The sequence below is a fragment of the Delftia acidovorans NBRC 14950 genome (assembly GCF_001598795.1).
Classification (GTDB): Bacteria; Pseudomonadota; Gammaproteobacteria; order Burkholderiales; family Burkholderiaceae_C; genus Comamonas; species Comamonas acidovorans.
Genome location: NZ_BCZP01000007.1, coordinates 106,587 through 132,683, shown reverse-complemented (window position 1 = coordinate 132,683; position 26,097 = coordinate 106,587). Strand labels below are relative to the sequence as shown.

The window sequence follows — 26,097 nt, the reverse complement described above, 5'->3', positions numbered from 1 at the left end:
TGTCAAGATGTTAGGCGTTGCAGGGGCGGCATGCAGAAACACAGCGTTGGGCCAAGACGCATGGGTCTCGTCTGGGTCCGCAGCAGGGTGATGCGTGCCATGGACACTATCAATAGCCGCTTTGGGAAGGGCGCCGTGCGTGTGGCCCGCACGGGGCAAGCTGGGCAACACAGTCCTGGAGCATGGGCCAGGAACGGCGCTCTCCACATTACACGGCAGAGATTTCCGAGTTGCCGCAGGCTCGGGCATTGCAGTCTGTGTCCGACCCTGGGCAGTCTTGCGCGTGTCTCACGCCAAAGCCTGCCGTGCAGCAGCCTCGGAATTCAGCGAATTTTAGGCAAGCAAAAAGAAAACCGTGATGACGAACAGCATTCCCAATGCTGCTGCGATAGTCCACCAAATGTGAACGTCGCGCTTTGCGCAGCGCTCGCAGACTCTGGCCTTGGTTCCTGCGGTTGCCCCGGCGACTTTGATGAAAACGGATTGCATGGGGCCAAGCTCGACACCACATCGAAAGCATGTCCAACTTGTCTCAACCTTGAGAGCGCGTCGGTGGTTGTAGCGATCTCTGGAAAATAAAACCAAGGCAACAACGATGATGCTGATGAGAAAAATGTTGGCAATCATTGGTTTGTCTTCCGGCGTCTTGGTAATCGTGAGGTGGAACCTTATCCGTTTGGTGGCTCCGTTGCTGTGATGGACTTTTAGACGCCGAACTTAGACTCATGGATTGTCTACCTGAACGCTCAAGGCCGGCGCTGAGTGATGTGAGCGATGGCCTGAGCCCATCGCCCATCGCACGGTAAAGCTGGCTCGCGGTCCGCTTCCAGCCTCTGCAAGCAGCTTCGTACAGGAAGCAAGCGCTTAGTGCGAGTTTCACGCGTACCATCGAAGGCCGTGAACCTTCTATTCATCGTTGAAGATGCCTTCCAGATCACAGGACGTGGGTGCATCCTGGTACCTGGCCCTGCTGCGGCAACCGGTGGGCCATCCGTGAAGGTTGGAACGCCGATTCGTCTGGAACTGGCAGATGGAACTGTGCAGGATACGCACATCTGCGGGCTGGAGATGCTGAACTTTGGGCCTCGACCACGCCCCGCTGTCATCACGGCCCCCATTCTTCTTCCGAAGGACTTTCGGAAGGAAGACGTTCCTATTGGTACAAAGGTGTTCCTTCTTGCCGAGGCTGACGCGCCCGAAAGTGCGTCTGGGACCTGAACACATTGAGGGCCCGCATGCACCGTTACCAGATGCGATTGCAAGGCAGTTGAACCAGCGTCCCAGGAAGACGCTGGGGTTCAGAACATCTGCTGAGATGTTTGATGAGTGTGTTGCGTTGACCGGTTTGCCGCGCCCAGTTCGACCAAGAACAGCAGTGGCGAAAGCGACCCGCAGATGAAGCAACGCCACAAAGGGCAGCGGTGTTACTTCGGCATGAAGTGCCACATCAGAGTGGACGTTGAATCTGGCTGGGTTCATCCGGTGCGCGGCACCAGTGGCGCGGTCAGGTCAAGCGGGTCGCCAATCCGGTGATGCAGGCACGTGAAATGAGAAGGAGCAGGCTTCGGCCGTATTGCGGAGCAATGAGTTCAGCGCATCCGTTCGTTAATGCGTGTGTTGTGCAGACCGTCCCTAACGATTCAAGAATCCTATTGCTGGACCCAAGAGGACAACGCCACGCTCGACAAGGGCTGGAAGCTCGCTCTGCAGCGGCATATCGGCAACGGCTTCAGGCCAAGCTTGACGAACGTACTTGTCCCATCCGCCGATGTCCAGCTCTCGAATTTGGTCAGATGCCAAGTCATCGAATACATAGCTGAGCTTCTCGACTGCTAGCTTGGCGCGCTTGACCGCCGACAATGGGTCAGATGCTGATACATAGCAAGTGATCACAGCACCCGCAAACTCTTCTGGCAGCCCGCAGCCTTCGTGATTGAGCACACGTACTGGAACTTCGTATAGGCAGTTGGTCATCTTCGTATGGGCAGCTTCGCTTCTGTTGCAAGACGCCATTCTGCCGAAGGCGCCGTGGCGGCCCACTTCTCCAAGACATGCGAGCGGTCTCGAATGGTGCAGATGAGTTCGCCAGGCGCATACGACGGTCTTGAACGACCGCTTCATCCTTGGGAGTAGCCAGTCGATTGCTCGGTTCGCCGCGTATCAGCTTGAAGGACCGATTCCGCGTGTCCCAGTTGGCTCGTATCGACCCTTTTCGGGCGTTCATTGGGAGGTTCCCGGCGTCGGCTTTGCAGCGGTTGCTGGCGATGGATGCGGCCAAGTGCATTCAGGCTGCTCGCCAGGAGCGGCTGTTCAGCTCGTGGGCCGGATTTGCTGCAACGATGGCTGTCCGGTGTACGTTGGTCACAGGGCTTCAGTGACTTAGAGCGTGTTGTGAACTTTTAGGTGCCCGCGAAAGCCTGGCCCCTTGCCCGGCTAGGTGCCCCCGGCTTTCCCTTCGGGCTGGCTCTGCGCGCAGAGCCAATGCGGGTACTTGAAAGTGCATAACACGCTCTGGCATTTGCTACGCCCTCGACCGCTTTCCCGCCATCTGTACTGGTGGTTTCGACCCATAGCGACTGTCTGATGCTCTCGGAAGCCGCCGTTCAACCGAGGGGTTTGCGGTGCTTTTCGGCGTCGCCAAGCTATCGCTCAAGTGCCAATCTGGCTCGCTACAAGCCGAACTGCAATGTCCAATTCGGATTGTCCGGCGCTTTTCGATTCGGCACCGATGGAGATGGCGCGACCCGCTTCAAAGGTAGTAATCCCACGAAGCTCCATGCCGTTACTCAGGCCGCGCGAGCTTTTCAGTTGCCACCGGCTGGCTTCCTTGCCGACGTTCGCAGTCTGATGTGAAACTGACAGGCCGCTTTCCCTTGCAGTCCTTGCGAAAGCTTGTGTTTCGGCTTCCAAAAAACGCTTGGCAAGTTGCTCGATATCACCATCCGACGACGCGCCATGGTTGTGAACGACAACGGTAATCTCAACCTTGCCACCTGGTCCTCTTAGCCGAATTGAGCGAGTACTGGCGGAAGGCATCGTGGTCCAGCCGGTGGGTACTTCAATCTTCACATTCTGAAGCTCGACAACTTCAGCACTTACGCTAGTTGCCCCCATAAAAAGGCATAGAAAGGCTAGCGTGTACAAGCTACGTCGCATATTTCCTCGGTTTTCTTGTTTGATAGCTACTTGCTAGCTGGAGGCTAAGAGCAGGCGTCCGCTACAGGCCCGATTTTACCGGCCCGGGCGTATGGATGGCTGTGGCCGGGAGGGTGAATTCTTGACTGCACCGGGAAGCCGACAGTCAGCATTGGGCGCCACCCATCGCGAGCCGGATACGTGCCAGCTTGAGAGCGCATCCTATGTCGCGGACCCGATGCGCAAGAGCTTCACGTACGACCAGAACAAGGAGATGAGCAAGCCACGTGGGTGAGGCGTAAGGGTGCCCTTCTGCTATCCGCACAGCGCTTGGCAATGCGGCACCTGTGAGAACATCAACGCCTGCTGCGCCAGTACCTGCCCAAGGGCACTGATCTAAGCGTGTGCAGCCAGGACGACCTGGACGCCATCGTCGACAGCCTCAATGGCAGATCTCGTGCTATCCATGGCTTCAACACCCCCGCTGGCCGTCTTCTTGCACATGCTGGCATGTGTTGCGCTTCGGTCTTGAAATCGCCAACTTTAAAATGCCTCCATGACTCCTCCCTCGGCTTCCCCCAATTCCTTCGACAAACTTGCGCTTTCGCCTGCAACGCTCGCCAATCTTGAGCGGCTCGGCTACCTTGAAATGACGGCGATCCAGCTCGCCAGCCTGCCCCCTGCGCTTGAAGGCAAGGATGTGATCGCTCAGGCCAAGACCGGCAGCGGCAAGACCGCAGCCTTTGCCCTGGCGCTGCTGGCCAAGCTGGATACGCGCAATTTCTCGGTGCAAGGCCTGGTGCTCTGCCCCACCCGCGAGCTGGCCGATCAGGTGACGACCGAGATTCGTCGACTGGCGCGTGCGGAAGACAACGTCAAGGTGGTGACCCTGTCCGGCGGCGTTCCGCTGCGCGGCCAGAACGCGAGCCTGGAGAACGGCGCGCACGTGATCGTGGGCACGCCCGGCCGTGTGATCGATCACCTGGATCGGGGCAATCTGAACCTTGATTCGCTGAACACCTTGGTGCTTGACGAAGCGGATCGCATGCTCGACATGGGTTTCGTCGATGACATCGCCAAAGTCGCCAAGCAGTGCCCCCCACAGCGCCAGACCTTGCTGTTCTCCGCCACCTACCCTGAAGGCATCGCCAAGCTGGCCGCGCGCTTCATGCGTGACCCGGTCACGGTCAAGGTCGCCGCACAGCACAGCGGCGAGCAGATCGAGCAGCGCTGGTACGAGGTGGACAAGGAAGAACGCTTGCCTTCGGTGGCTCGCCTGCTGGAGCATTTCCGGCCCGAAAGCACGCTGGCCTTCTGCAATACCAAGGCGCGCTGCCGGGCCCTTGCCGAGCTGCTGCAGGCCCAGGGCTACAGCGCGCTGGAGCTGCACGGCGATCTGGAGCAGCGTGATCGTGACCAGGTGCTGGTGCGCTTCGTGAACGGCAGTTGCTCCGTGCTGGTCGCCACCGATGTGGCGGCTCGCGGGCTGGATGTGACCAATCTGGGCGCCGTCATCAACGTGGACATCACGCCCGACCCTGAAGTGCACGTGCACCGCATCGGCCGCACAGGCCGCGCCGGCCAGAAAGGTTTGGCCCTGAGTCTTGCGACGATGGACGAAATGGGCGCGGTCGGAAACATCGAACAGATGCAGGGCAGCCCATCCGTCTGGTACCCGCTGGACGAGCTGACACCGGCTCCCGGCGGCCGGCTCCTGCCATCCAAGGCCACCATCCACATCAATGCCAGCCGCAAGGACAAGATCCGCCCGGGCGACGTGCTGGGTGCGCTCACCGCAGACCTGGGCTACACCCGCGAGCAAGTGGGCAAGATCGACATCAACGAGTTCGCAACCTATGTGGCCGTGGACCGCAAGATTGCGCATGACGTGGTTGCCAGGCTCAATAGCGGGAAGATCAAGGGGCGAACGGTGAAGGCGCGCTTGCTCAAGGATTGAGGGGTTTCAGGCGCATCAGTCGGTGTGCGAATGTCTGCACTTGGCTGAACGCGCTCCGCCCCTTCAAGCGGCCCTGCCTAACCCGCAGGCCCCCTCATGACCTCCCGGGCCTGCACCGCCTCAACAGCCCCCTGCAGCGCCTCCCGCTGTGCAATCAAGAAGCTCAACAACGCTTCAGTCCCGACCGTGGTTTGCACGGCAGAAATCCCGCAGCCCAAGTCCACAAGCAGCGATATCTGCTGCATGCAGTCCTGAACCACTTGCAGCTCTTCCTCGGCAATCGGGTAGTACATGCCTGTCCCTTTCAGCGATGAGCCAGCACGGCCTGCTGGTGCCTTGAGACAGGAATGAGAACTGGCGCGCCAGCATGCGCTGTGCGGGGGAGGGTGGTGTCGGTCAATGGCGGCTCCTGTGCATGGATGTTTCGCATGGCTGCGTTGAAATGAAGCCATGTCCAGCGCAGCACTGGGAAAACTGAAAGCCGCACACCATCAAGAGGGTGGCGGCTGCTGCGCCTGTGTCCGGGCCGCCAAGCCCGTGTCCGCTGAGGGACGGCGAAATGTTATCGCAAATACGTTGCCTACCCAGCCGGCAGCACCCCCCAATCCCAACCCGTCGGGCCGATTTTTCCGAAGCCGGGGACAATACGGGGTTCGCGGGTTTTTCCGGCTTGACTTGGGTCAAGGTCGGAAGCGCCCGCGCAAAGACGCTGCCCAGGTGCTGAGCCGGACGCAGAAAACCCAAGATCGGACGGCAGCAGGACTGCCGAGATGGCGCAGGTGCATGTGATGGAGAGGGATTGGTGGACAAAGGCCTGGTGCGGGGGCAGAGGCCGGCCCGTGAAGCGTGATGCCCGCCTGGTGGCCTGGTTGCTGGCGGTGGTGTTCGTGTCGGTTTCTGCGGCCACGGTCTGGCAATTGGTGGCGGCGCGCCAGCGCACGCTGGCCGAGGTCGATACCAGCAACCGCAACCTGGCCCAGACACTGAACACCTATGCCGAGGGCGTGATCACCCAAAGCTCCATGCTGCTGCTGGGCATTGCCGAGCGGCTGGAGGTGGATGGCTCCAGCCCCGCGCTCCTGGAGCGGGTGCTGTATCTGGTCAACCGGCAGGAGCAGCTGCTGAACCAGCTCAACGAGCTGCTGATCGTGGATGCGCAGGGCTATTGGCTGATGTCGTCCAAGGGGGCGTTCCCCGAAGGATCGGAAAGCTCCGGCCGGGACTACTTCACGCACCACCGTGACGACGCATCGTCAGGCATCTACATCGGGCCGCCGATCCGCAGCCGCTCCACGGGCGAATGGGTGATCACCATCAGCCGGCGCTATACGGACGCCGAGGGCCAGTTTGCAGGCGCGGTGGTGGTGGCGCTGGGTGTGGAGAATTTCCTGCGGCTGTTCGGCAAGATCGATATTGGCGAGAAGGGGGCCATTGCGCTGAGCACGCCGGGCGGGCAGTTGCTGGTGCGCCACCCGTTCCGCGAGCAGGACCTGGGGCGGGACTTCTCGCAGTCGCCCAATTTCCTGCGCCACTACGTGGGGGCGATGTCGGGCACGGCGTCGTTCCGCTCGGCCCTGGATGGCACGGAAAGAATCTACGCCTTTCTGCGCAGCGAGCGCTATCCGCTGGTGACCACGGTGGCCCTGGGCCGCGATGAGGCGTTGAGCTCCTGGCGGCGCCAGGCGCTGCTGACGCTAGCCGTGGTGCTGGGGCTGTTTCTGGCGATTGCGTTGATCGGCTGGCGCTTGACGGCCGCGATGCGGCTGCGTTCGCGCGCCGAATGCTCCCTGGTCAGCGCGCGCGAGGAATTGCTGGACGCCAATCGCCGGCTGGAAGTGCTGGCCGCCCAGGACCAGTTGACGGGCCTGGCCAACCGCCGCCGCTTTGACGAGGTGCTGGAGCGCGAGGCCCGTCGCGCTGCGCGCGAGGGCACGCCGCTGTCGCTGCTGCTGATCGACCTGGACTACTTCAAGGGCTACAACGATGCCTACGGCCATGTGGCGGGCGATGCCTGCCTGCAGGCCGTGTGCAGCGCGCTGGCCCAGGCGGTGCAACGGCCCGGCGACATGGCGGCGCGTTATGGCGGGGAAGAGCTGGCCGTGGTGCTGCCCAATACCGACAAGGCCGGCGCGCAGCAGGTGGCCGAGCGGCTGCGCGCGCGCATCGAGGGCCTGGCTCTGGAGCACCGCATCAGCCGTTTTGGCCATGTGACGGCCAGCATTGGCGTGGCCACGGCGCAGGGCGATGAGGCTGGCGCGACCCAAGGCGCTACACAAGGCACCACGCAGGGCTCCACCCAAGGTGCCGCCGTGTCGCTGGTGGAGGCGGCCGACCGTGCGCTGTACCGCGCCAAGGCCGCAGGGCGCAACTGCGTGCAGGGCTGAATGGGGTTGGGTCTGCGCGCGCTCAGTCCATGGGCGAGCGGTGGGCCACCACCTGCTGCTTGAGGTCGCCCAGCGCCTGGTACAGGTCGTTGCGGCTGGCCTGCGGCATGTCGCCGAACATGCCCATGACCCAGGATTCATGCGCCTTGGCCATGCGCGCAAAGGTCTTGCGGCCCAGCGGGGTGAGGTGCAGCACGGAGCTGCGCCGGTCGGACTCCACCTTGGTGCGCACCACCAGGCCTTCTTTCTCCAACTGGTCGGTGATGCCGGTGATGTTGCCGTTGGTCACCATCATGTGGCGCGACAGCTCGCCCATCTTCATGCCCTCGGGCGCGCGCTGCAGCTGGGCCATGAGGTCGAAGCGGGGCAGGGTGGTGTCGAATTCGCTGCGCAGGCGGTTGCGGATCTCGCCTTCGATGAGGTTGCAGCAAGTGAGCATGCGCAGCCACAGGCGCAGCGCATGGTGGTCGTCGGGCGCGGCGCGCGACTCCAGGTCGGGGGCGTGGGTCATGGCTGGTTCTGCGGTGTGGGGGCGCTCAAGCCCATCTGCGCGAGGATGGCGCGCGTCAGCGGGCTGGCCGGGTCGTTCAGGGTGAGCACGATGTCGAAATGGTTGGTGCCGGGCATGGCCACGTACTGGCCTGACGATGGACCGGGGCCACGGCGCAGGTTCCAGGCGGCCAGGTAGTCGTCGCTCTGACGCTTGAATTCATCGGTTTCGCTCTCGCCGTAGCTGACGATGAGCGGGCAGGCCGCGCCGTGCGGCAGGAGGGCGGGGCTGTTGCGAATGGCGTCCTGCTCGCTCAGGCGCATCCATTCGTTGATGTGGGTGTGCACCAGCGGGCGCAGGTCGAACAGGCCCGACAGCGGTGCGGCGCCGCGCACCACGTCTTCGGGCACGCCGTAGTCCGCATGCCAGCCGGCGGCCAGCAGCATGCCCGCCAAGTGGCCCCCGGCCGAGCTGCCGCAGACATGGATGCGGCCCGGGTCGCCGCCGTAGCGGGCGATGTGGGCATGCACCCAGGCCAGGGCGCGGCGTGTCTGGTCCACGATGCGGTCCAGCGTGACGGCGGGCGCCAGCGAGTAGTTCAGTGCCACCACCACGGCGCCGGCGTGCGTGAAGGTGGGCGCCATGCTGCTGGAGTCGTCCTTGGACAGCAGCCGCCAGTAGCCGCCGTGGATGAAGAAGAGAACAGGGGCGCCTGCCGCCCCGGTTGCTGCCGGGAAAATGTCCAGCAGCTCATCGGCATGATCGCCGTAGGCCACGTTCAGCGCGCAGGGCAGGCTTTGGCGCGCGGCCCGGCTGTCGTCGGCATAGGCCTTGATGATGGGGGTGATGTCGGGTACCGTCGCGCGGGCGTTGTACTGGACATCGAGTCCGGCGCGGTCGTAGTGACGGTAGAGTGCGGGCATTGGAACGGAGATGGCGCGAAATGGTTTGTATGGCAGGTATTGGTACAAGTCCCAGACTTGTTCTGCAAAATACTTTAAACCTAAACTAAGACCTGCGCCAACCGTTCCAGCCCTTACAGAGTTTCCCGTCCAGCGTGACGGAAGACTGCCTCACCACCGATTGCCATCCGCGCGGCCCGCGCAAGGAGCACAGCAGCATGCGTTTCCTCACCCCCTTCCTGGCCGCAGCGGCCCTGGCCCCTGCCTTTGTTCCCGCGCTCGCGCAGGCGGACACCATCAAGGTCGGTATCGCCAACGATATTTCCGGGCCGTTTGCCGCGCTGGGCGCCGAGGCGCGTGACGGCTTCAACCTCGCCATCAAGCAACTGGGCAGCAAGCTGGGCGGCCAGCCGGCCGAGTTCCTGCAGACCGACATGGGCGGCAATCCCGACCAGGCGCGCCAGCTGGTCACGCGCTACATACAGCGCGACAAGGTGGATTTCTTCACCGGTCCCATCGGCTCCAACGTGGCCCTGGCCGTGGGCCCGGCGCTGTTCGGCGCCAAGGTGCCCTACCTGTCCAACAACCCCGGCCCCAGCCAGTTCGCGGGCGCGCAGTGCAATGCGTTCTGGTTCGGCACCTCCTACCAGAACGATGCCTTCCACGAGGCAGCCGGCAAGCTGGCCGCCGACCGTGGCTTCAAGAAGATGTTCATCATGGCGCCCGACTATCCGGCGGGCAAGGATGCGCTGGTCGGCTTCAAGCGCGGCTACAAGACCGCGCCCGGCGAAGAGGTCTACACCAAGCTGGGCCAGATCGACTACGCGGCCGAACTGGCCCAGATCCGCGCGGCCAAGCCCGATGCGGTCTACATCTTCCTGCCGGGCGGCATGGGCATCAACTTCGTCAAGCAGTTCGTGTCCACCGGGCTGTCGCAAAGCGTCAAGCTGATCGGCCCGGGCTTCTCGGCCGACGAGGACGTGATCCAGGCCGTGGGCGAGCCCATGCTGGGCATGGTCAACACCGCGCAGTGGGCGCATGACCTGGACGTGCCGCAGAACAAGGCCTTCGTCGAGGCCTTCCGCAAGGAGTACAAGGGCCGCAACCCCTCGGTCTACGCGGCCCAGGCGTATGACGTGATCATGGCCATGGATGCGGCGGTCAAGCAGGCCGGCGGCAAGGCCTCGGACCGCCAGGCCATTGTCAAGGCGCTGGAGAAGGCCGACTACGCCTCGGTGCGCGGCCCCTTCACGTACGGCAAGAACCACTATCCCATCCAGGCCTACTACCAGCGCGTGATCGAGAAGGACGGCAGCGGCCGCATCACCAACAAGCTGGTGGGCAAGGTGTTCGATAAATATCAAGACGTCTACGTCAACGACTGCAAGATGTGACCCCGCCGCCGCGCCCCCGTCGGGCGCGGCGTGCCTTGATCTTGATTTTCAAAGCCGGATGATTTGTTGACCGCGCGCGGGCCACTGCGCCTGCGGCAGGGGGCGTGTGGATGACGTGGACGCTGCTCTTGGAGCAATTGCTGAATGGCCTGCAGTTCGGGCTGATGCTGTTTCTGATCGCGGCCGGGCTGACCCTGGTGTTCGGCATCATGGACATCATGAACCTGGCCCATGGCTCGCTGTACATGGCGGGCGCCTATGTGGCGGCCGAGACCATGCAGCGCACGGGCTCGTTCACCGCGGCCGTGCTGGTGGCTGCCGTGGCCACGGGCGTGGCGGGTGTGGTGCTGGAGCTGGTGCTGATACGCCGTCTGGCCGTGCGTGACCATCTGGCCCAGGTGCTGGGCAGCTATGCCGTCATCCTCATTGCCAATGACCTGGTCAAGATGGTCTGGGGCCCGGCGCCGGTGATGCTCAACATGCCGGCCGCGCTGTCCGGGCCCGTGCAGTTGCTGCCCGATCTCATGTACCCGGCCTACCGGCTGATGATCATCGTCTTCGGCCTGGCTGCCGCGCTGGGCCTGTACTGGTTCGTGACGCGCACGCGCGCCGGCGTGCTGGTGCGGGCAGGCGCCTCCAACCGTCAGATGGCCACGCTGATGGGCGTGCGCGTGCCGCTGCTGTTCCTGGGCGTGTTCACGCTGGGCGCCATGCTGGCGGCGGTGGCGGGGGCGCTGCTGGGGCCCATCACTTCGGTGCAGGTCGGCATGGGGGAAGAGATCCTCATCCTGGTGCTGGTGTGCATCGTCATCGGCGGCATAGGCTCCATACGCGGCGCCCTGGTTGGCGCCTTGCTGGTGGGCATGGTGGACACGGCGGGGCGGGCCTTTCTGCCCATGCTGCTGCGCCAGGTGTTCTCCCCGGCCGTGGCATCCAGCGTGGGGCCCACGCTGGCGGCGATTTCCATCTATGTGCTGATGGCGGTGGTGCTGGTGTACCGGCCTTCCGGCCTTTTCCCCGCGCGAGGCTGAGCATGGAACACAGCACATTACAAGGCAGGTTCCAGGCCCGGTTCTTCTGGACCGTGCTGGCGCTGCTGGCGCTGGCGATTTTCCCGCTGGTGGCTCCGGCGCTGGGGCTGGACTTCTACATCTCCTTCGTGCGCCGCGTGCTGATCTACGCGCTAGCCGCCACCAGCTTGAACCTCATCCTGGGCTATGGCGGCATGGTGGCGCTGGGGCATGCGGCCTTCTTCGGTGCGGGGGCCTATGCGGTGGGCATCCTGGCGATGAACGGCGTGACCTCGGCCCTGGTGGCCTGGCCGGCCGCCGCGCTGCTGGCCGGGCTGCTGGCCGCCGCCACGGGCGCCGTGTCGCTGCGCACGCGCGGCGTGTACTTCATCATGATCACGCTGGCCTTTGCGCAGATGCTGTTCTACATCTTCATCTCGCTGCGCCAGTACGGCGGCGAGGACGGGCTCAACCTGCCCGGCCATTCCGTGCTGCCCGGGCTGGACCTGGGCCACGATGTCTCTTTCTACTACGTGGTGCTGGTGCTGTTCGCGGTGCTGATGGCCGTGTTCGGGCGGCTGGTGGATTCGCGCTTCGGCAAGGCGCTGCAGGGCGTGCGCGAGAACGAGTCGCGCATGGAGTCGCTGGGCTACCCGGTCTATCGCATCAAGCTGGCAGCCTTTGTGCTCAGCGGCGCCGTGGCCGGGCTGGCGGGCGCGCTGCTGGCCAACCACAACCTGTTCATCTCCCCCAGCCTCATGCACTGGACCCAGTCGGCCAACCTGCTGATCATGGTGCTGGTAGGGGGCGTGGGCCTGCGCTGGGGCGGCGTGGCCGGCGCCGTCGTCATGCTGACCCTGGAGGAAGTGCTTCGCATGTGGACCGAGTACTGGCACCTGCCGCTGGGCCTGCTGCTGCTGTGCGTGGTGTTCGGTGCGCCGCGCGGCCTGATGGGCCTGTGGCCCGCACGCGGGAGGCAGGCATGAGGGGCGCGGCCAACCCTATCTCCATTCCCACCCCGGCCCTGGAAGCCAAGGGCCTGGTGCGCCGCTTTGGCGCGCTGCTGGCTACCGACCATGTCTCGTTGTCGCTGGCGCCTGGCGAGATCCATGCGCTGATCGGCCCCAATGGCGCGGGCAAGTCCACGCTCATCCATCTGCTGTCCGGCACGCTGGCGGCCGACGCCGGCACCCTGGCACTGGCCGGGCGCGATGTGAGCGCGCTCAACGCCCACCAGCGCGTGGCGGCGGGGCTGTCGCGGTCTTTCCAGATCACCAACATCTTCAAGCAGTCCAGCGTGCTGGACAACCTGGTGCTGGCCGTGCAGGCGCATGCGGGCAGCAGCTTTAGCTTCTGGCGCTCGCGCGCGGCCGAGACCGCGCTCTACGAGCAGGCCCGCGAGCTGGCGCGCGAATGCGCCATTGACGCCAGCCTGCTGCAGCGCCCCGCAGGCACGCTGCCGCATGGCGAGCAGCGCAAGCTGGAGTTTGCGCTGGCCCTGGCCGCGCGCCCCGGCGTGCTGCTGCTGGACGAACCCATGGCCGGCATGGGGCCTGATGAAACACTGCGCCTGACCGAGCTGATCGAATCCCTGCGCGGCCGTGCCGCCATGCTGCTGGTGGAGCACGACATGCAGGCCGTGTTCCGCCTGGCCGACCGCATCTCCGTGCTGGTCTACGGCCGCATCATCGCCACCGGCACGCCCGACGAGATACGTGGCAACGCCGACGTGCGCCAGGCCTACCTGGGCGACGAAGAAGTGAAGGAGGGCGCGTGATGCTCGAAATGCAGGCCGTGCAAAGCGGCTACGGACCCAGCCAGGTGCTGTTCGGCGTGGATCTCCGCATCGAGGCAGGCCAGGTCGTCACCCTGCTGGGCCGCAACGGCATGGGCAAGACCACGCTGCTTCGCACGCTGCTGGGCCAGCTACCCCTGCGCGCCGGCCGGATGGTGTTTGCCGGGCAGGACATCGCCGGCTGGGCCACCGACCGCATCGCCCGCGCCGGCGTGGCCATCGTGCCCGAAGGCCGCCAGTGCTTTCCCAACCTCACGGTGCGTGAGCACCTGACGGCCTTTGTGGCCCATCGCAATTCGGGCAGCCCCGGTGCGGCCGAGCCCTGGACGCCCGAGCGCGTGTTCGCGCTGTTTCCCCGCCTGGGCGAGCGTGCCGCCAACATGGGCAACCAGCTGTCAGGCGGCGAGCAGCAAATGCTGGCCATAGGCCGCGCCCTGGTCACCAACCCGCGCCTGTTGATCCTGGACGAAGCCACCGAGGGCCTGGCCCCCCGCATCCGTGAAGAGATCTGGTCCTGCCTGGCCCAGCTGCGTGCCGCCGGCCAGACCATCCTGGTCATCGACAAATACGTGGAGCGCCTGCTGGGCCTGGCTGACCGCCACCTCATCCTGGAGCGCGGCAAGGTCGTGTGGAGCGGAGACTCGGCCGCGCTGGATGGGGATCGAGCGCTGTGGGAACGGTATTTGGGAGTGTGAGCACGCGCAATGCATTCGCGGTTCAAGGCGAAATTCAAGGCGCGATGGAGGGTTGAATGGCATTGAAGATCAATGGGTGGCATGCCATTCAAATACAGGCCTGTATCCAAGATAGGCAATTGCTTACATTTACAGGATGTATCCGGCCCTGCATTTGATTGCCCTATGGCCATCGGCTTGTCTATGATCCCCGCTCACCAAGAGCAGGGAGGCCGCCCCCAGGGCGGCGCGCACTATGACACGCCGAGTCACCATACACACGCCATTGGGCGAGCAGCTGCATTTCCGTGAATTGCGCGGCCAGGAAAACATCAGCCAGCTCTTCAGCCTCGATGTGGAAATGCTCAGCGAAAGCGAAAGCATCGATCCCAAGGCCCTATTGGGCAAAAACGCCACCATAGAAATAGAAACCCAGGGCGGCGGCAGGCGCTTCATTGACGGCATCGTCACCCGCTTCGGCATGCAGGGCCAGGACCACCGCCACTACGCCTACAAGGCGCGCCTGAGCCCCTGGCTGTGGCTGGCCACGCGCAAGAGCGACTTTCGCATCTTCCAGAACCAGACCGTGCCCGACATCATCGAGCAGGTATTGGGCGTCTATGGCCATCCCCTGCAAAAGAAACTCACGCGTGCGTATCGCAGCTGGGACTACTGCGTTCAATACAACGAAAGCGATTGCGACTTCGTATCGCGATTGATGGAGCACGAAGGCATTTACTACTTCTTCGAGCATGCCTCAGGCCAGCACACCCTGGTGCTGTGCGACGACATCATTGCCTCGCACAGCGTATTGCCCGGGGGCGCCTCCATTCCCTTTTATCCCCCGGAAAAAGCCGCCGCAGGCGATCAGGAAAACATCCACGCCTGGCAGCTGGAGCAGGAAATCAAATCGGGCCGCCATTACAGCGACGACTACGACTTCAAGAAACCCCGGGCCGACCTCACCCACCTGCGGCGCGACCCACCGGGCCACGCCCATGACGGCCACGAAATCTACGAATGGCCGGGCGGCTACACCCAGCTGAGCGACGGTGAGGACTACATCCGCGTGCGCCTGAAGGAAAGCCTCACGGGCCAAAGCCGGGTGCGGGGCCAGTCCTGCCACCGGGCGTTGGCCACGGGCTACACCTTCAGCCTCTACAACTACCCGCGCGGCGACCAGAACCAGCAGTACCTGATCACGGGCCTGAGCTACCACTTGAAGGAGAACCCCCGCGTCAGTGCCGTGGCTCCGGGCGCCAAGGGCAGCGCCGCGGAAGACGGCTCCTTCCAGCGCTACGAGTTGCAGGCTCAGCCCACGAGTCTTGCCTACACGCCCGCGCGCACCACGCCCAAGCCGCGCACCACCGGCCCGCAGACTGCCGTCGTCGTGGGCCCGGCCGGAGAAGAAATCTGGACCGACGAATACGGCCGCATCAAGGTGCAGTTCCACTGGGACCGGCTGGGCGGCATGAACGAGAACTCCAGCTGCTGGATCCGCGTGGCCACCAACTGGGCCGGCCCGGGCTTTGGCGCCATCTCCATCCCGCGCATAGGGCACGAGGTGGTGGTGGACTTCCTCAACGGCGACCCGGACTACCCCATCGTCACGGGCTGCGTCTACAACGCGGCCAACATGCCGCCCTGGGCGCTGCCGGCCAACGCCACGCAATCGGGCATCAAGACCAGATCGAGCAAGGGCGGTGCCGCAGGCGCGGGCATGAAGAACGGCCCGGGCGACGCCAACGCCATCCGCTTCGAGGACAAGGCCGGCGCCGAACAGCTGTGGCTGCACGCGCAAAAGGACCAGCTCACCGAAGTCGAGAACGACGAGGACAAATGGGTGGGCAATGACCGGCGCAAGACGGTGGACCGTGACGAAACCAACGTCATCCACCGCGACCGCACGGAGACCGTGGACCGCGACGAGACCATCACCGTGCACAACAACCGCACGGAGCGGGTGGACCACAACGAGAAGATCAGCATCGGCGACAACCGCAATGAAGACGTCGGCATCGACGAGAACATCTCCATCGGCAAGAACCGCAGCAAGACCATCGGCAAGACCGAGACCGACAAGATAGGCCAGAACTGGCACGTCACGGTCGGCCTGCTCAAGACCCAGACCATAGGCATGGCCTACATGCAGAACGTGGGTGTGATGAAGATGATGAACATCGGCGTCAACTACATGGAGAACATCGGTGTGGCCATGCAGACCACGGTCGGCATGAGCCAGAACCTCACCGTGGGGCAGGAGCGCCAGGTCAAGGTCGGCAGCAAGCAAAGCACGGAAGTGGGCTCGCAGTACTCGCTGACCGTGGGCGGTGGTGGCGGAGGTGGTGGCGGCAGCGGTGGTGGCGCGGGAGGCGGCATGGCCATGAACATCACGGCGCCCGGTGGCGGTGGCGGTGGCGGTGGTGACAGCGGCAGCGGTGGAGGCGGCAAGGCCTCCCAGCTCACCATGGATGGGCAAAGCATTGAGCTCAACGCCGCCAAGATCCGGCTCGAAGCCCAGCAGGAAATCCTGCTGACCTGCGGCGAAAGCACCATCCGCATCACGCCCGGCGACATCCAGATTCTCTCGCCCACGGACCGGCTCAACTGCTGAGGCCCGCATGTCCTGCAGCCCCTGCATTCCCCGCATCCGCCGTCCCGTTCTCTCTCACCTCTCCAGGAGCAGCCTCGCATGAGTGGCCAACCCGCAGCCCGTATCACCGACAGCGTCGTCAAGGGCAAGATCGTCACCGGCTCGCTCACCGTGCTCATCGGCAGCCAGGGGGGCCTGGCCTGCTCCGTCTGCCCAGGTGGCATCACCGTCAGTTCCCCCGTCAACCCCCAGCTGGGCGCCAAGGTCCTGTTGGGCGCACAAGACCTGGACTTCGCCCTGCCATCGGCTGCGCTGCCTGTGGCCTGGCAGCGCCAGTACAGCAGCTACGTCAACCCCGAGCACGGCGCTGCCTGCGGCCTGCTGGGCCATGGCTGGCACCTGCTGCAGGAGCTCAGCATCCGCCTGCAGGAAGAGGCCACCTTGCTGCTGGATGCCAGCGGCCGCGTCATCACCTTCGACCAGCCTCTGGTGCCGGGCGGCCAGCTGCACAGTGCCAGCGAAGACATCTGGCTGCTGCGCGGCGGCAGCACGGAGCCGGACGGCGGTACCGCCCCCTGGGCGGCGAACCCACGCTGGAGCCATGTGGAGCAGGCGCTGGTGCGCAACCCGCAAGCCATCCTCGCGGTCAGCGGCGATGGCGACACACTCTGGGGCTTTGGTCCTGCGCCCGGTGGACCTGTCGACGGTCCCTGGCTCCTCATGGCCCAGATCGACCGCTTCGGGCGCCGCCAGCTCTACCACTACAGCGACGGCACCACGCCCGAGGCCGGCCACAGTGCCAGCAAAGAGGCTGTGCCCGCAGGGCGCCTGGTCTCGCTGAGCGACGGCACAGGCCGCCGCTACCGGCTGCTGCACCAGCGCATCCATGGCGGCAGGGATGCGCTGGGTTTGTGGGGAACCGACGACGGCTGGCGGGTCACAGGCGTGGATCTGGTGCAGGACCCGTTGCATCCCCTGTCCACCCCCATCGCCCTCGTGCGCTACGGCTACAGCAACGCAGGCGACCTCATCACCGTCCACGACCGCGCAGGCCAGCTCGTGCGCGAATTCGAATGGGACCACCACCGCATCAGCGCCCACCGCCATGCCAGCGGCCCCTGGCACCGCTACCGCTACGAGAGCGCCCAGCCCGGTGCCCGCGTCATCGAGCACAGCAACCAGGAAGGCCTGTCCTACCGCTTCGACTACCTCGCCCAGCCCCCGGACCCCGACGGCCAGCCGCGCGCCGCCACCCGCGTCAGCGACAGCCTGGATCGCATCGAGACCTACTACTTCGAAGGCGAGGCGGGCCTGTCGCGCCTCGTTGCCCACCACAAGGCCGATGGCAGCCGCTGGCTGCAGGCCTACGACAGCTTCGGCCGGCTGGCTTCGCGCACCGACCCGCTGGGGCGCAGCGTCCACCTCAGGCGCGACGGCCAGGGCCGGCTCCTCGGCGTGCAACTGCCCGACGGGCGCAGCACCCAACAGGAACACGACGAAGCCACCGGCCGCCTGCTCAGCGCGACCGACACGGCAGGCGCCACCACCGGCTACCAATACGACGCCTGGGGCCGTCTCATCCAGATCACCCAGGCCGATGGCAGCACCGAGCGCTACCACTACCCCGACCCCCAGGAAGCGCCGCTCACCTGCGACAGCCCCCGGCGCATCGAAGACGCCCAGGGTGGCAGCAAACAGCTGGCCTGGAGCGACGCGGGCCAACTGCTCAGCTACACCGACTGCTCGGGCCACAGCACGCACTACCACTACGACCGCTGGGGCGCGCTCATCGAAGTGGACAACGCCCTGGGCCAGCGCCAACGCCACCAGCGCGATGGCCAGGGCCGCATCGTGGCCAGCGAACTGCCCAACGGCCAGATCGAGCGCTACCACTACGACAGTGCAGGCCACCTCACGCGCATCGATCCGGCCCAGCCTGCCGGCACCTCCAGCGAAACCCAGACCGCCGACCCCAGCATCCACCTGCGTTACGACCTCTGGGGCAGGCTGGTCCAGCGAACACATGGCGGCCTCACCCTGGCCTTCGAATACGACAGCGCCGGCCGCCTCCTGCGCCTCGTCAACGAGAACGGAGCGCAAAGCCGCTTTGCCTGGGACGCACTGGACCGGCTCGTGCAGGAAGAAGGGTTTGACCAACGGCTGCAGCGCTACCGCTGGGACGCGGCAGGCCAGCTCCTCGAAGCCACGGACGGCAACGCCGCACAGCAAAGCAGCAGCCACTACCGCTGGGACGAAGGCGGGCGCCTCGCCGAACGCCAGCTGCCCGCCACGCCCCATGCGCCCGCACAAACCCACCGCTACGAATGGGATGCCGCCGGGCGCCTCACGGCGGCCAGCGTATGGCAGCACACCGGCGAGAACACCGCAGAGAACACCATCCAACTGCAAAGCCGCATAGCACTGGAGCGCGACGCCCTGGGCCGCATCACCGCAGAAGTGCAGCAGCTGTACCGCCCAGGCAAGGACGGGGGCGGCAACGGGGGCGCAGAGCAGATCGAATACGAACACCGCATCGCCCACAGCCTGGACGCGCTGGGCGCACGCCAGCACAGCCAGCTGCAAGGCCTGGGGGAGATCGCCTGGCTCACCTACGGCTCAGGCCATGTGCACGGACTGCAGCTCAACGGAGCCAGCCTCATCGACTTCGAGCGCGACAACCTGCACCGCGAAGTCCGCCGCAGCCTGCACTCACCCACCTCTGCAGCAGACGCACACAACCCCCTGCAGGTGCAACGCCAATGGGACAGCCTGGGCCGCCTCACGGCCCTTGGCACCACGGGCCTGCAAAGCACGGAAGGCAGGGACCACCTGGTCCAGCCCCTCATAGGCCAGATCCTCGGCCGTCGCTACCACTGCGACAGCCTGGGCCAGCTCGTTGCCATCGAACAGGCCGGCGCCCCGGGCCAGGCCGCACAACTGCTGCGCTACGGCTACGACAGCGCCGGGCGCCTCAGAGCGGCCACCGACAGCCAGGACCCCCAGACCACCACCCGCTGGCAGATCGACCCTGCAGGCAACCGCCTGCCAGCACCCGGTGCACCGTGCCAGACGAACACCCAGGACAACTGGGCCGCCCAGGTCCACGCCCACTGGCGGCACACCGACTTCAACCTCATGGGCCTGGCCCACCTTGCAGGCCAGCGGCAAGGCCCCGTGCAGCGCTGGGAAGACAACCGCATCGGCTTCACCGAAGACTGCGTCTGGCGCTACGACCCCTGCGGCAACCGCATCGCGCAAATGCAGGCAGACCACAGCCAGCAGCAACTGCACTACGACGGAGCCCACCAGCTCATAGCGGTGCGCAGCAGCCAGATCCAGGGCAACGCCGAGCAACTGCGCCACCACAGCCGCTACACCTACGACGCCCTGGGCCGCAGGCTCAAGCAGCAGGTCGAAAGCGCGGACTCCACAGAATCCACCCACACCCACTACTACGGCTGGGACGGCGACCGCCTCATCCACACCGAACGCCTGCAGCATGGCGACGACGCGCGCCACATAGAGCACACCATCTACGAACCGGGCAGCTTCACCCCCCTGGTGCGCCTGAGCACCACGGCCAGCGGCGACCCGCAAAGCGAGCCCCACCTGCTGGTGCAGGCCATCACCGCAGGCTTGCCCGACCAGGACGACCCCAACCACACGCCGGCCCTGGCCCTCATGCAAACCATGCTCAGCGCCATGCCGCGCGACATGCAACAAGACGCCGCCCGCCACCTGCGCCATACCCTGGACCATGGCCTGCCGCCCAGTGCCCAGGCCATGCTGGGCGAACAGGCAGACAGCACTACACGCCTACTCAACGGCATGCAGGCAAAGCTGCAGGAACAGGAAAAAGAACAGCACGCCCGCATCGCCATCCACCACTACCACTGCGACCACCTGGGCACGCCCATGGCGCTGACGGACCAGACCGGCCAAGTGGCCTGGGCCGCGAAGCTGGACCCCTGGGGCAATGTGCTGCAGGAGTACAACCCGCAGGGCCTGCACCAGGCGATCCGGCTGCCGGGGCAGCACCATGACAGGGAAACGGGGCTGTATTACAACCGGCATCGGTATTACGATCCGGTGGTTGGGAGTTATATCAATCAGGATCCGATTGGTTTGATGGGTGGGACTAACCCCTACGGATATGTTAGAAATTCGCCGGTTAATTTGGCCGACCCGCTTGGTCTTGAGCCAGGAACAATGGCGCAACGGGGCTATTTAAGCAACAATAGAAAGAGCTACCCCGGATTGCTAGGCGAAGACAGTAACGGAGTAATGCTTTTTGATGAAGGCAACAACGACTTTCACAGTTACAACACGAGGAATTCTTGCAAGAAGAGTACAAGTGGCTGCACTCTTAAAAACGTATCCGAAGGACTAATGCGTTATCCAGCTCCAGGTGCAAAAGGGGAGCCTATACAAAACGGCCAGCGCGGTTTCGCAATTCCTGTGGGCCCCGTGAGCCATGTAGTTAATTCAGATCGTACAATGGTCGTTAACGTTACGGAAAATTCGCACCTACTCTACCCAGGAATAGTACGCCGTTGGGTCTCAGAAAGCGCAACTGAGGTGACAGTGCATACGTTCGGGGAAGGTGTTGGTCCTATGGGTGGAATAAACAGTGCACTTGCAGACACACTTTGGGGCCAAGTTGATAAAAATGTCTTCGAATATGCGGAAAGCTGCAAATGATTAAGTTAATACAGCCAAGCATCGTTTCATCTGTAATTATTGGATTTCTCTTTACGGGGTTAATGACGGATAAAGATTATAAATCGCTTTATGTTTATTTTTTCTTATTCGTTTTTCTAATTTCGCTGCCTCTTAATTTTTTGTTTCAATTATTTCTTGGGCATTTAAAAAACAAATACGGCATATTTTTCTATTTCTGTATCTCTGCAACTATTGGAGCACTTGCAGTCATCACAATTAAGAAATTATTTTTCAATTTATCCTTGGCAATTGATCTTCTCGATTTTTATTATCTGATATTTGGTTTTTTTGCTGGCATCATTTCGTCTATGATTTTTGTCATATTTGAAATAAAAAATAAACCAATTTGAATGTGCCAGATGGGGCGATTTTATGCTGAGCGCCATGCGCACAGCCTGCAGCCCAGCGCCCAGGCGATCCTAGGCGAACAGGCCGAGGGGGCCACACGCCTACTGAGCGGCATGCAGGCAAAACTGCAGGAACAGGAGCGGCAACAGCGCATCGCCATCCCACTACCACTGCGACCCACTGGGCACGCCAATGGCCCTGACGGACCAGACCGGCCAGGTGGCCTGGGCCGTAAAGCTGGACCCCTGGGGCAATGTGCTGCAGGAGTACAACCCGCAGGGCCTGCACCAGGCGATCCGGCTGCCGGGGCAGCACCATGACAGGGAAACGGGGCTGTATTACAACCGGCATCGGTATTACGATCCGGTGGTGGGGATTTATGTGAATCAGGATCCGATCGGGTTGATGGGTGGGGTAAATTTCTTCACCTATCCCTCAAATCCACTGACAAGAAGCCACGATAGTATTCCTTCCACTCCTAAATCAATGCCTTTGCCAGTTGGCGAAAAATGCAATAAATCCCGACTGAAGAGCGACCCCACCGGGCCAGGCACCGCTCCTACAGCAGATACGGACGATATATTGGAAATGATGCAAAAAATCAGGACTAGAACAAGAGGCACTCGACGATGAAATATTTATTTTATGTATTTGCTATTTGTTTGAATTTTTCTTCATCGTACGCCAAAGATATTGAAAATCGAGAGCCAGAATGTTTGGTTGGCGTAGATTCAAAGAAATTTGTAGCCAGTTTTCAAATCATTGATAAAGATCAAAAAATATGGATTATTAATGATAGAAGTAATGAAAAAAATGAAATCAACTATTCTTGGATGGTTGAACCTGGGTTAATAAAGAATGGTAATTTTCTTCCTGTAAAATATGCATTTGGTGTCGGACATAGAAATGAGTATGAATCAAAGGGGAGGCAAGAAAATTCGCTATCGGTTTTGTTGGAAGAAATAAAAAATAGTGGAACGATTTATATAAATAGCCCTGATAAAAAGATTGGGCAGAAAATATCGAGGAATTTGGAAAATGTTCAAATTCATATGCTTTTAAACAAAGATGAAATAATTCTCTATTCCAGGGATATTGATGGGAGAAATGCTATTTTCTCAAGTAAGCCTACACATGCAAGGATGACCATGAGAACTCCATATAAATCGCAATCTTACATCTGCTTAGTAGAAATTGATTATCAATAGAATTCTTGCTAGGAGATCATTGATTGGTTTGTTGCGGATTATCTATATCTTTGAATTCGGTGTATTTATTGCTATTAACGCAAGTAGGGTATTTATTCTAATTAATTGACTGTGCTTTGGGGCTAGGCTGGGTATTTACTTAGGGAACCTCTGCACAAAGCACGATTTCTATTTTGTAGACATTGAAAGTCATTGATTTTTAACAGCCTGCTTTTCGGAAGTTTGATTTATACAGAGCTTCCATAGGCTGAGGATATGTCCGAAACAGCGAAGTTGCGCGGGTGGGTATGGTCAGGATGGAACAGTAACCCAACTCCATCGCAGACGCACAAAGCCCTCTCCAGGTACCGAGCCAATGAGGCCGCCGACAGCACCACAGGCCTGCTCAGCGGCATGCAGGCCTAAACTGCAAAAACAGGAAAGAGAACAGCACGCCCACATCACCATCTTCCACTACCACTGCGACCATCTGGACATACCAATTGCCCTGACGGACCAGACCGGCCAAGTGGCCTGGGCTGCAAAGCTGGTTCCCTCGGGCAATGTGCTGCAGGAATACAACCCGCAGGGCATCCACCAGGCGATCCGGCTGCCGGGGAGCACCATGACAGGGAAATGGGGCTGTATTACAACCGTCATCGGTATTACGATCCGGTGGTGGGGAGTTATGTGAATCAGGATTCGATTGGATGGAATGGAGGCACTAGTCACTATGACTACCCAGCAGATCCGCCCTCGTGGATAGATTCACTGGGGTTGCAAGGATAAGGAGGTGTTGGTGCCGCTGCAAGTACAGCTAATAAAGCAAGGAAATCTGCAAATTTTGGGAAAGATGTGGCAGATGCACATCAAAAGACGGAAAGAGCCAATCAGGCAAAAGTCGATTTATACAAATGTATTGCTGTGCCAACACCTCCCAATTGTCCTAAATCCGCTCAAGATCTTGAGGTAATGAATGGTCAAGCGGAGGAATCCGAAAAAGAAGCTATTGAAGCTATGCGTGAAGCATATAAAAGTGGCATGAAGGTAACCGCAACGCTAACCGGAGGAGCGCTTGAAAAATCAATCCATAAATAAATCTGGTGCTATGATTAATATTCACTCTAAAAAGATAAAGAAAATACTTCATGCAGCAATTTTATTGCTCTCGACAATGTTTTTTATCTCTGGATGTATTCAGTTGATTGAATTTAAATCGAAAAATAATAATATTCACGAACATTCTATTGTTAATATCAATAATTATGAAATTTATATTCCAGATTTTTGCAAATTAAGTTACTTAAATTATGATGACGACCTGGGGTTTGCAACAATGCTATGCAAGTCAGGGGTTGATAATGAATTAAATGCGTTAAGCCTTCTTGACTTAAGAAGAAATAAAGAAAAAGAATCCATTGTTAAAAAAACCATGACACAGAAAAGGAATATAAATTCTCATGAATGTGGTATTATTCTCTACCCTAAATTATCTTGCTATTTGATGGAGATGGGTGTATTGATAAGTTCTGATAATATTTTTGTTTTGGAGGAATTTACTAAATATCAATATGAGGCTGGAAATTCGCAGCGGCAAGATTAAATTAAAATAAGTTGCTCAACGATGAGAATCCTCGGAAATTTAGAAGATATCAAATACACCTGTGCCAGACCCATGGACTGCGGCCTGTCGCCCAGTGCCTAGGCCATTCTGGGTGAGCAGGCCGGGCCCGCCATATATGAGACCAGCACAGCACCTGTTGCCAGCACGCGTATCACCACTAGAGGTCTAAGAGCATCTGAGATTCCAGGGCCAGTACTTTGATGCGAAGGCGGGTCAGCACCCGATGCAGTGCTTTGCCACGGAATATGAACCCCTGCCAAACCCGCCCCCAAACCTGCCGGACAATCCATGGAAACCAAGGCACCGTTCCATGACAACTTCAACCCCCCTTCCTGAACCCGAATTGAGAGCCTTCGCCGCGGCGGCGGCCGAGCAGCAGCGATGCACGGACTGCGCTGTGCTGTGGAGGCCGGGCTGGGAGTCCTTGTCGGGGGCGGACAAGACTTCGCATCTGCAGCAGGTTGGTGCGCTGGGCACGCCGGAGACACGGGAATTGCTTGAGGAATACCACCCACAGGGCACGAACCAGTGGTCGCCGGATGCCCCCATCGCCCTGGGCTGGCACCCGTACAACCGCTGCACGCTCTGGCGCTGCCACCATTGCAATGCCGCCTTTCTGCGCTACACGGAGTACGGTGGCTACTACCAGGACGATCGCATCCGGCCGCTGCTGGCGCATCTGATCGTCACGCCCTAGCCTGGGCGCGTCTGAGCGGCCCCGTGCCGGCGGCTCAGGTCCAGTCGAAGGTGAACAGCACCGTGCGGCTTTCCGGCTCGTAGAACAGCAGGATGCTGTCCGCGCCCGTGGCGCACCAGTTGTAGCCGGCCACGTTGGCCACGTGGAAGAAGGGCTTGCCGTCGCGGGTGATGCGGATGCCGTCGTCTTCCAGTTCATCGCCCATGCCGGCGTTTTCCGCTTCGTCCAGCTGAAAGGCCGGGGGAATGGGCGGGTGGCCGGTCCAGTTGCCGTACCAGATTCCGCCGCCCAGGCTGTCCAGGTAGTCGTGCTCCATGGGCTCGCCCTTGCCGTAGCGCGAGTAGCTGGCCAGGCGGCCGTGTTCGGCGTAGTAGGCACTGGCCTTGGCGTGGCTGGCCAGCATTTCGTCGGTGTGCTCGCAGGCGAAGGCATCCTTGGTGAACTGGCCGCTATGCTGCGGCGCGCGCTGGAAGAAGCCTTCGTTGCCCAGGAAGCGGTAGCGGTTGTCGGGCGTCAGCTCCAGCGCAAACCAGTTGGGGGCGGTGAAGGCGTTGTGGTGGGCTTCGGTCTCATCGCCGATGCAGCCCTCGAAGGGCTCGACGGGGCACAGCATGTGGACCACGGTGCCGGCCAGTTCGGGCCGCACCAGGCCCAGGTCGATGGAGATCAGCGGCAGCAGGTGCTCGGCCAGCCAGGGCTGGTCGGCCACGAAGATGTCGGCGGCGGCGGGAAAGGGGCTGAGGCCCGGCTTCAGTTCGCGGACTTCGGTTTGCTGGTTCAAGAGGAACTCCTGGGTGAGGGGATGGTGGTGCCGGGGGTGATCTCGAAGATGTCCTGGTCCGATGCGGCTGCGCTCTCGTGGTAGATGTCGTAGAGGTACTGCGCCAGTTCGGCGTGGGTGACATCGCAGGGAATGGCCAGCAGGGCGGGCGCGCGCTTGCCGTCGGCGCCGACGTTGAAGCAGCGCCACTGGGCCTGCGCGCGTTCGATGGCGATGATGCGGCCGAAGACATTGAACCGGTATTTTTCCAAGGGAGATCCTCCTGGTGATCCGGCATCGTAGCGGCTGTCGGGGAGCTCATGCGTGTTCTCCCTAGGTTCGTGCCGGCGTTTCGTCTATATATTTCAAACCTAAACTATTCAGGCTTAAAGTTCTTGGGCCTGGATTCTGAACCTGGGGCGTCC

At 61.6% G+C, this 26,097-nt stretch carries 21 protein-coding genes and 6 pseudogenes; 19 read left to right on the top strand and 8 right to left on the bottom strand.

The features are described 5' to 3' along the window. Positions 1-30: 30 nt before the first annotated feature. Positions 31-150 (top strand): annotated as a pseudogene (locus DA1_RS31535) (DUF4113 domain-containing protein); the annotation flags it as partial. Between the two features lie 26 nt (positions 151-176). After that, positions 177-359, top strand: a pseudogene (locus tag DA1_RS31530) (DUF4113 domain-containing protein); the annotation flags it as partial. Here DA1_RS31530 and DA1_RS30365 read toward each other — a convergent pair. Then, positions 334-627, bottom strand: a complete 294-nt coding sequence (locus DA1_RS30365) for a hypothetical protein (RefSeq protein ID WP_155737650.1) — start codon at positions 625-627, stop codon at positions 334-336. The pseudogene DA1_RS31530 and the gene DA1_RS30365 overlap by 26 nt on opposite strands. Positions 628-1,347: 720 nt before the next feature. Here DA1_RS30365 and DA1_RS29590 point away from each other — a divergent pair. Then, a pseudogene (locus DA1_RS29590) lies at positions 1,348-1,506 on the top strand (IS5/IS1182 family transposase); the annotation flags it as partial. Positions 1,507-1,632: 126 nt separating this feature from the next. Here the strand turns inward: DA1_RS29590 and DA1_RS30360 are convergent. Both DA1_RS30360 and DA1_RS30355 read right to left on the bottom strand, forming a co-directional pair. Further along, positions 1,633-1,974 (bottom strand): hypothetical protein, encoded by a 342-nt coding sequence (locus DA1_RS30360; RefSeq protein WP_155294305.1) that lies wholly within the window; start codon positions 1,972-1,974, stop codon positions 1,633-1,635. A 675-nt stretch (positions 1,975-2,649) separates the two neighbouring features. Further along, positions 2,650-3,144 (bottom strand): hypothetical protein, encoded by a 495-nt coding sequence (locus DA1_RS30355; RefSeq protein ID WP_155294306.1) that lies wholly within the window; start codon positions 3,142-3,144, stop codon positions 2,650-2,652. Between the two features lie 226 nt (positions 3,145-3,370). Between DA1_RS30355 and DA1_RS31525 the strand changes: the two are divergent. Together DA1_RS31525 and dbpA are read left to right on the top strand one after the other, a co-directional pair. Beyond that, a pseudogene (locus DA1_RS31525) lies at positions 3,371-3,678 on the top strand (transposase); the annotation flags it as partial. Positions 3,679-3,691: 13 nt separating this feature from the next. Continuing rightward, on the top strand, positions 3,692-5,092 hold the full coding sequence (gene dbpA / locus DA1_RS11045) for an ATP-dependent RNA helicase DbpA (RefSeq protein WP_034395575.1): 1,401 nt from the start codon (positions 3,692-3,694) through the stop codon (positions 5,090-5,092). 77 nt (positions 5,093-5,169) lie between these two features. On the opposite strand, the gene DA1_RS11040 is transcribed toward dbpA, so the two are convergent. Then, the gene (locus DA1_RS11040) at positions 5,170-5,385 is read right to left on the bottom strand and encodes a hypothetical protein (RefSeq protein ID WP_034395578.1); all 216 of its coding nucleotides are present in this window, start codon (positions 5,383-5,385) and stop codon (positions 5,170-5,172) included. A 477-nt stretch (positions 5,386-5,862) separates the two neighbouring features. Between DA1_RS11040 and DA1_RS11035 the strand changes: the two genes are divergently transcribed. Then, entirely contained in the window at positions 5,863-7,476 is a 1,614-nt protein-coding gene (locus DA1_RS11035; RefSeq protein ID WP_034395583.1) for a sensor domain-containing diguanylate cyclase, read from the top strand. Between the two features lie 22 nt (positions 7,477-7,498). Here DA1_RS11035 and DA1_RS11030 read toward each other — a convergent pair whose 3' ends face one another. Both DA1_RS11030 and DA1_RS11025 read right to left on the bottom strand, forming a co-directional pair. Next, positions 7,499-7,987, bottom strand: a complete 489-nt coding sequence (locus DA1_RS11030) for a MarR family winged helix-turn-helix transcriptional regulator (RefSeq protein ID WP_034395585.1) — start codon at positions 7,985-7,987, stop codon at positions 7,499-7,501. Then, positions 7,984-8,889 (bottom strand): alpha/beta hydrolase, encoded by a 906-nt coding sequence (locus tag DA1_RS11025; RefSeq protein WP_034395588.1) that lies wholly within the window; start codon positions 8,887-8,889, stop codon positions 7,984-7,986. Before DA1_RS11025 ends, DA1_RS11030 begins: the two co-directional genes overlap by 4 nt. Before the next feature lie 197 nt (positions 8,890-9,086). Between DA1_RS11025 and DA1_RS11020 the strand changes: the two genes are divergently transcribed. From DA1_RS11020 to DA1_RS10985, 13 genes and pseudogenes are all read left to right on the top strand, one after another. Continuing rightward, positions 9,087-10,262 (top strand): ABC transporter substrate-binding protein, encoded by a 1,176-nt coding sequence (locus DA1_RS11020; protein ID WP_013801786.1) that lies wholly within the window; start codon positions 9,087-9,089, stop codon positions 10,260-10,262. A gap of 110 nt (positions 10,263-10,372) precedes the next feature. Then, entirely contained in the window at positions 10,373-11,293 is a 921-nt protein-coding gene (locus tag DA1_RS11015; RefSeq protein ID WP_013801787.1) for a branched-chain amino acid ABC transporter permease, read from the top strand. Between the two features lie 2 nt (positions 11,294-11,295). Beyond that, complete coding sequence (locus DA1_RS11010) at positions 11,296-12,258, top strand: branched-chain amino acid ABC transporter permease (protein ID WP_034395592.1); 963 nt, start codon at positions 11,296-11,298, stop codon at positions 12,256-12,258. Then, positions 12,255-13,049 carry an ABC transporter ATP-binding protein gene (locus DA1_RS11005; protein WP_034395595.1) on the top strand — a complete coding sequence of 265 codons (795 nt, stop codon included), beginning with the start codon at positions 12,255-12,257 and terminating at the stop codon, positions 13,047-13,049. Before DA1_RS11010 ends, DA1_RS11005 begins: the two co-directional genes overlap by 4 nt. Next, the gene (locus DA1_RS11000) at positions 13,049-13,762 is read left to right on the top strand and encodes an ABC transporter ATP-binding protein (protein ID WP_034395598.1); all 714 of its coding nucleotides are present in this window, start codon (positions 13,049-13,051) and stop codon (positions 13,760-13,762) included. The genes DA1_RS11005 and DA1_RS11000 overlap by 1 nt, the downstream gene beginning before the upstream one ends. 235 nt (positions 13,763-13,997) lie before the next feature. Continuing rightward, entirely contained in the window at positions 13,998-16,355 is a 2,358-nt protein-coding gene (locus DA1_RS10995) for a type VI secretion system Vgr family protein (protein WP_034395600.1), read from the top strand. A 78-nt stretch (positions 16,356-16,433) separates the two neighbouring features. Further along, positions 16,434-21,035 carry an RHS repeat-associated core domain-containing protein gene (locus DA1_RS10990; RefSeq protein WP_080736939.1) on the top strand — a complete coding sequence of 1,534 codons (4,602 nt, stop codon included), beginning with the start codon at positions 16,434-16,436 and terminating at the stop codon, positions 21,033-21,035. 410 nt (positions 21,036-21,445) lie between these two features. Next, positions 21,446-21,851 (top strand): annotated as a pseudogene (locus DA1_RS31520) (RHS repeat-associated core domain-containing protein); the annotation flags it as partial. 182 nt (positions 21,852-22,033) lie between these two features. Further along, positions 22,034-22,612, top strand: a complete 579-nt coding sequence (locus tag DA1_RS30350; RefSeq protein WP_155294307.1) for a hypothetical protein — start codon at positions 22,034-22,036, stop codon at positions 22,610-22,612. Positions 22,613-22,969: 357 nt separating this feature from the next. Then, positions 22,970-23,371, top strand: a pseudogene (locus DA1_RS31285) (RHS repeat-associated core domain-containing protein); the annotation flags it as partial. A 75-nt stretch (positions 23,372-23,446) separates the two neighbouring features. Then, positions 23,447-23,689: a hypothetical protein gene (locus tag DA1_RS30345; RefSeq protein WP_155294308.1), complete on the top strand. Its 243-nt coding sequence runs from the start codon at positions 23,447-23,449 to the stop codon at positions 23,687-23,689. Further along, the gene (locus DA1_RS30340) at positions 23,667-24,194 is read left to right on the top strand and encodes a hypothetical protein (RefSeq protein WP_155294309.1); all 528 of its coding nucleotides are present in this window, start codon (positions 23,667-23,669) and stop codon (positions 24,192-24,194) included. The genes DA1_RS30345 and DA1_RS30340 overlap by 23 nt, the downstream gene beginning before the upstream one ends. A gap of 331 nt (positions 24,195-24,525) precedes the next feature. Then, complete coding sequence (locus tag DA1_RS10985; protein WP_034395603.1) at positions 24,526-24,912, top strand: hypothetical protein; 387 nt, start codon at positions 24,526-24,528, stop codon at positions 24,910-24,912. 34 nt (positions 24,913-24,946) lie between these two features. Here the strand turns inward: DA1_RS10985 and DA1_RS10980 are convergent, their stop codons facing one another. Beyond that, entirely contained in the window at positions 24,947-25,693 is a 747-nt protein-coding gene (locus tag DA1_RS10980; protein WP_034395606.1) for a hypothetical protein, read from the bottom strand. Next, positions 25,690-25,944, bottom strand: coding sequence for a DUF7661 family protein (locus DA1_RS10975; protein ID WP_017407498.1), 255 nt, complete (start codon positions 25,942-25,944; stop codon positions 25,690-25,692). Before DA1_RS10975 ends, DA1_RS10980 begins: the two co-directional genes overlap by 4 nt. Positions 25,945-26,097 lie beyond the last annotated feature (153 nt).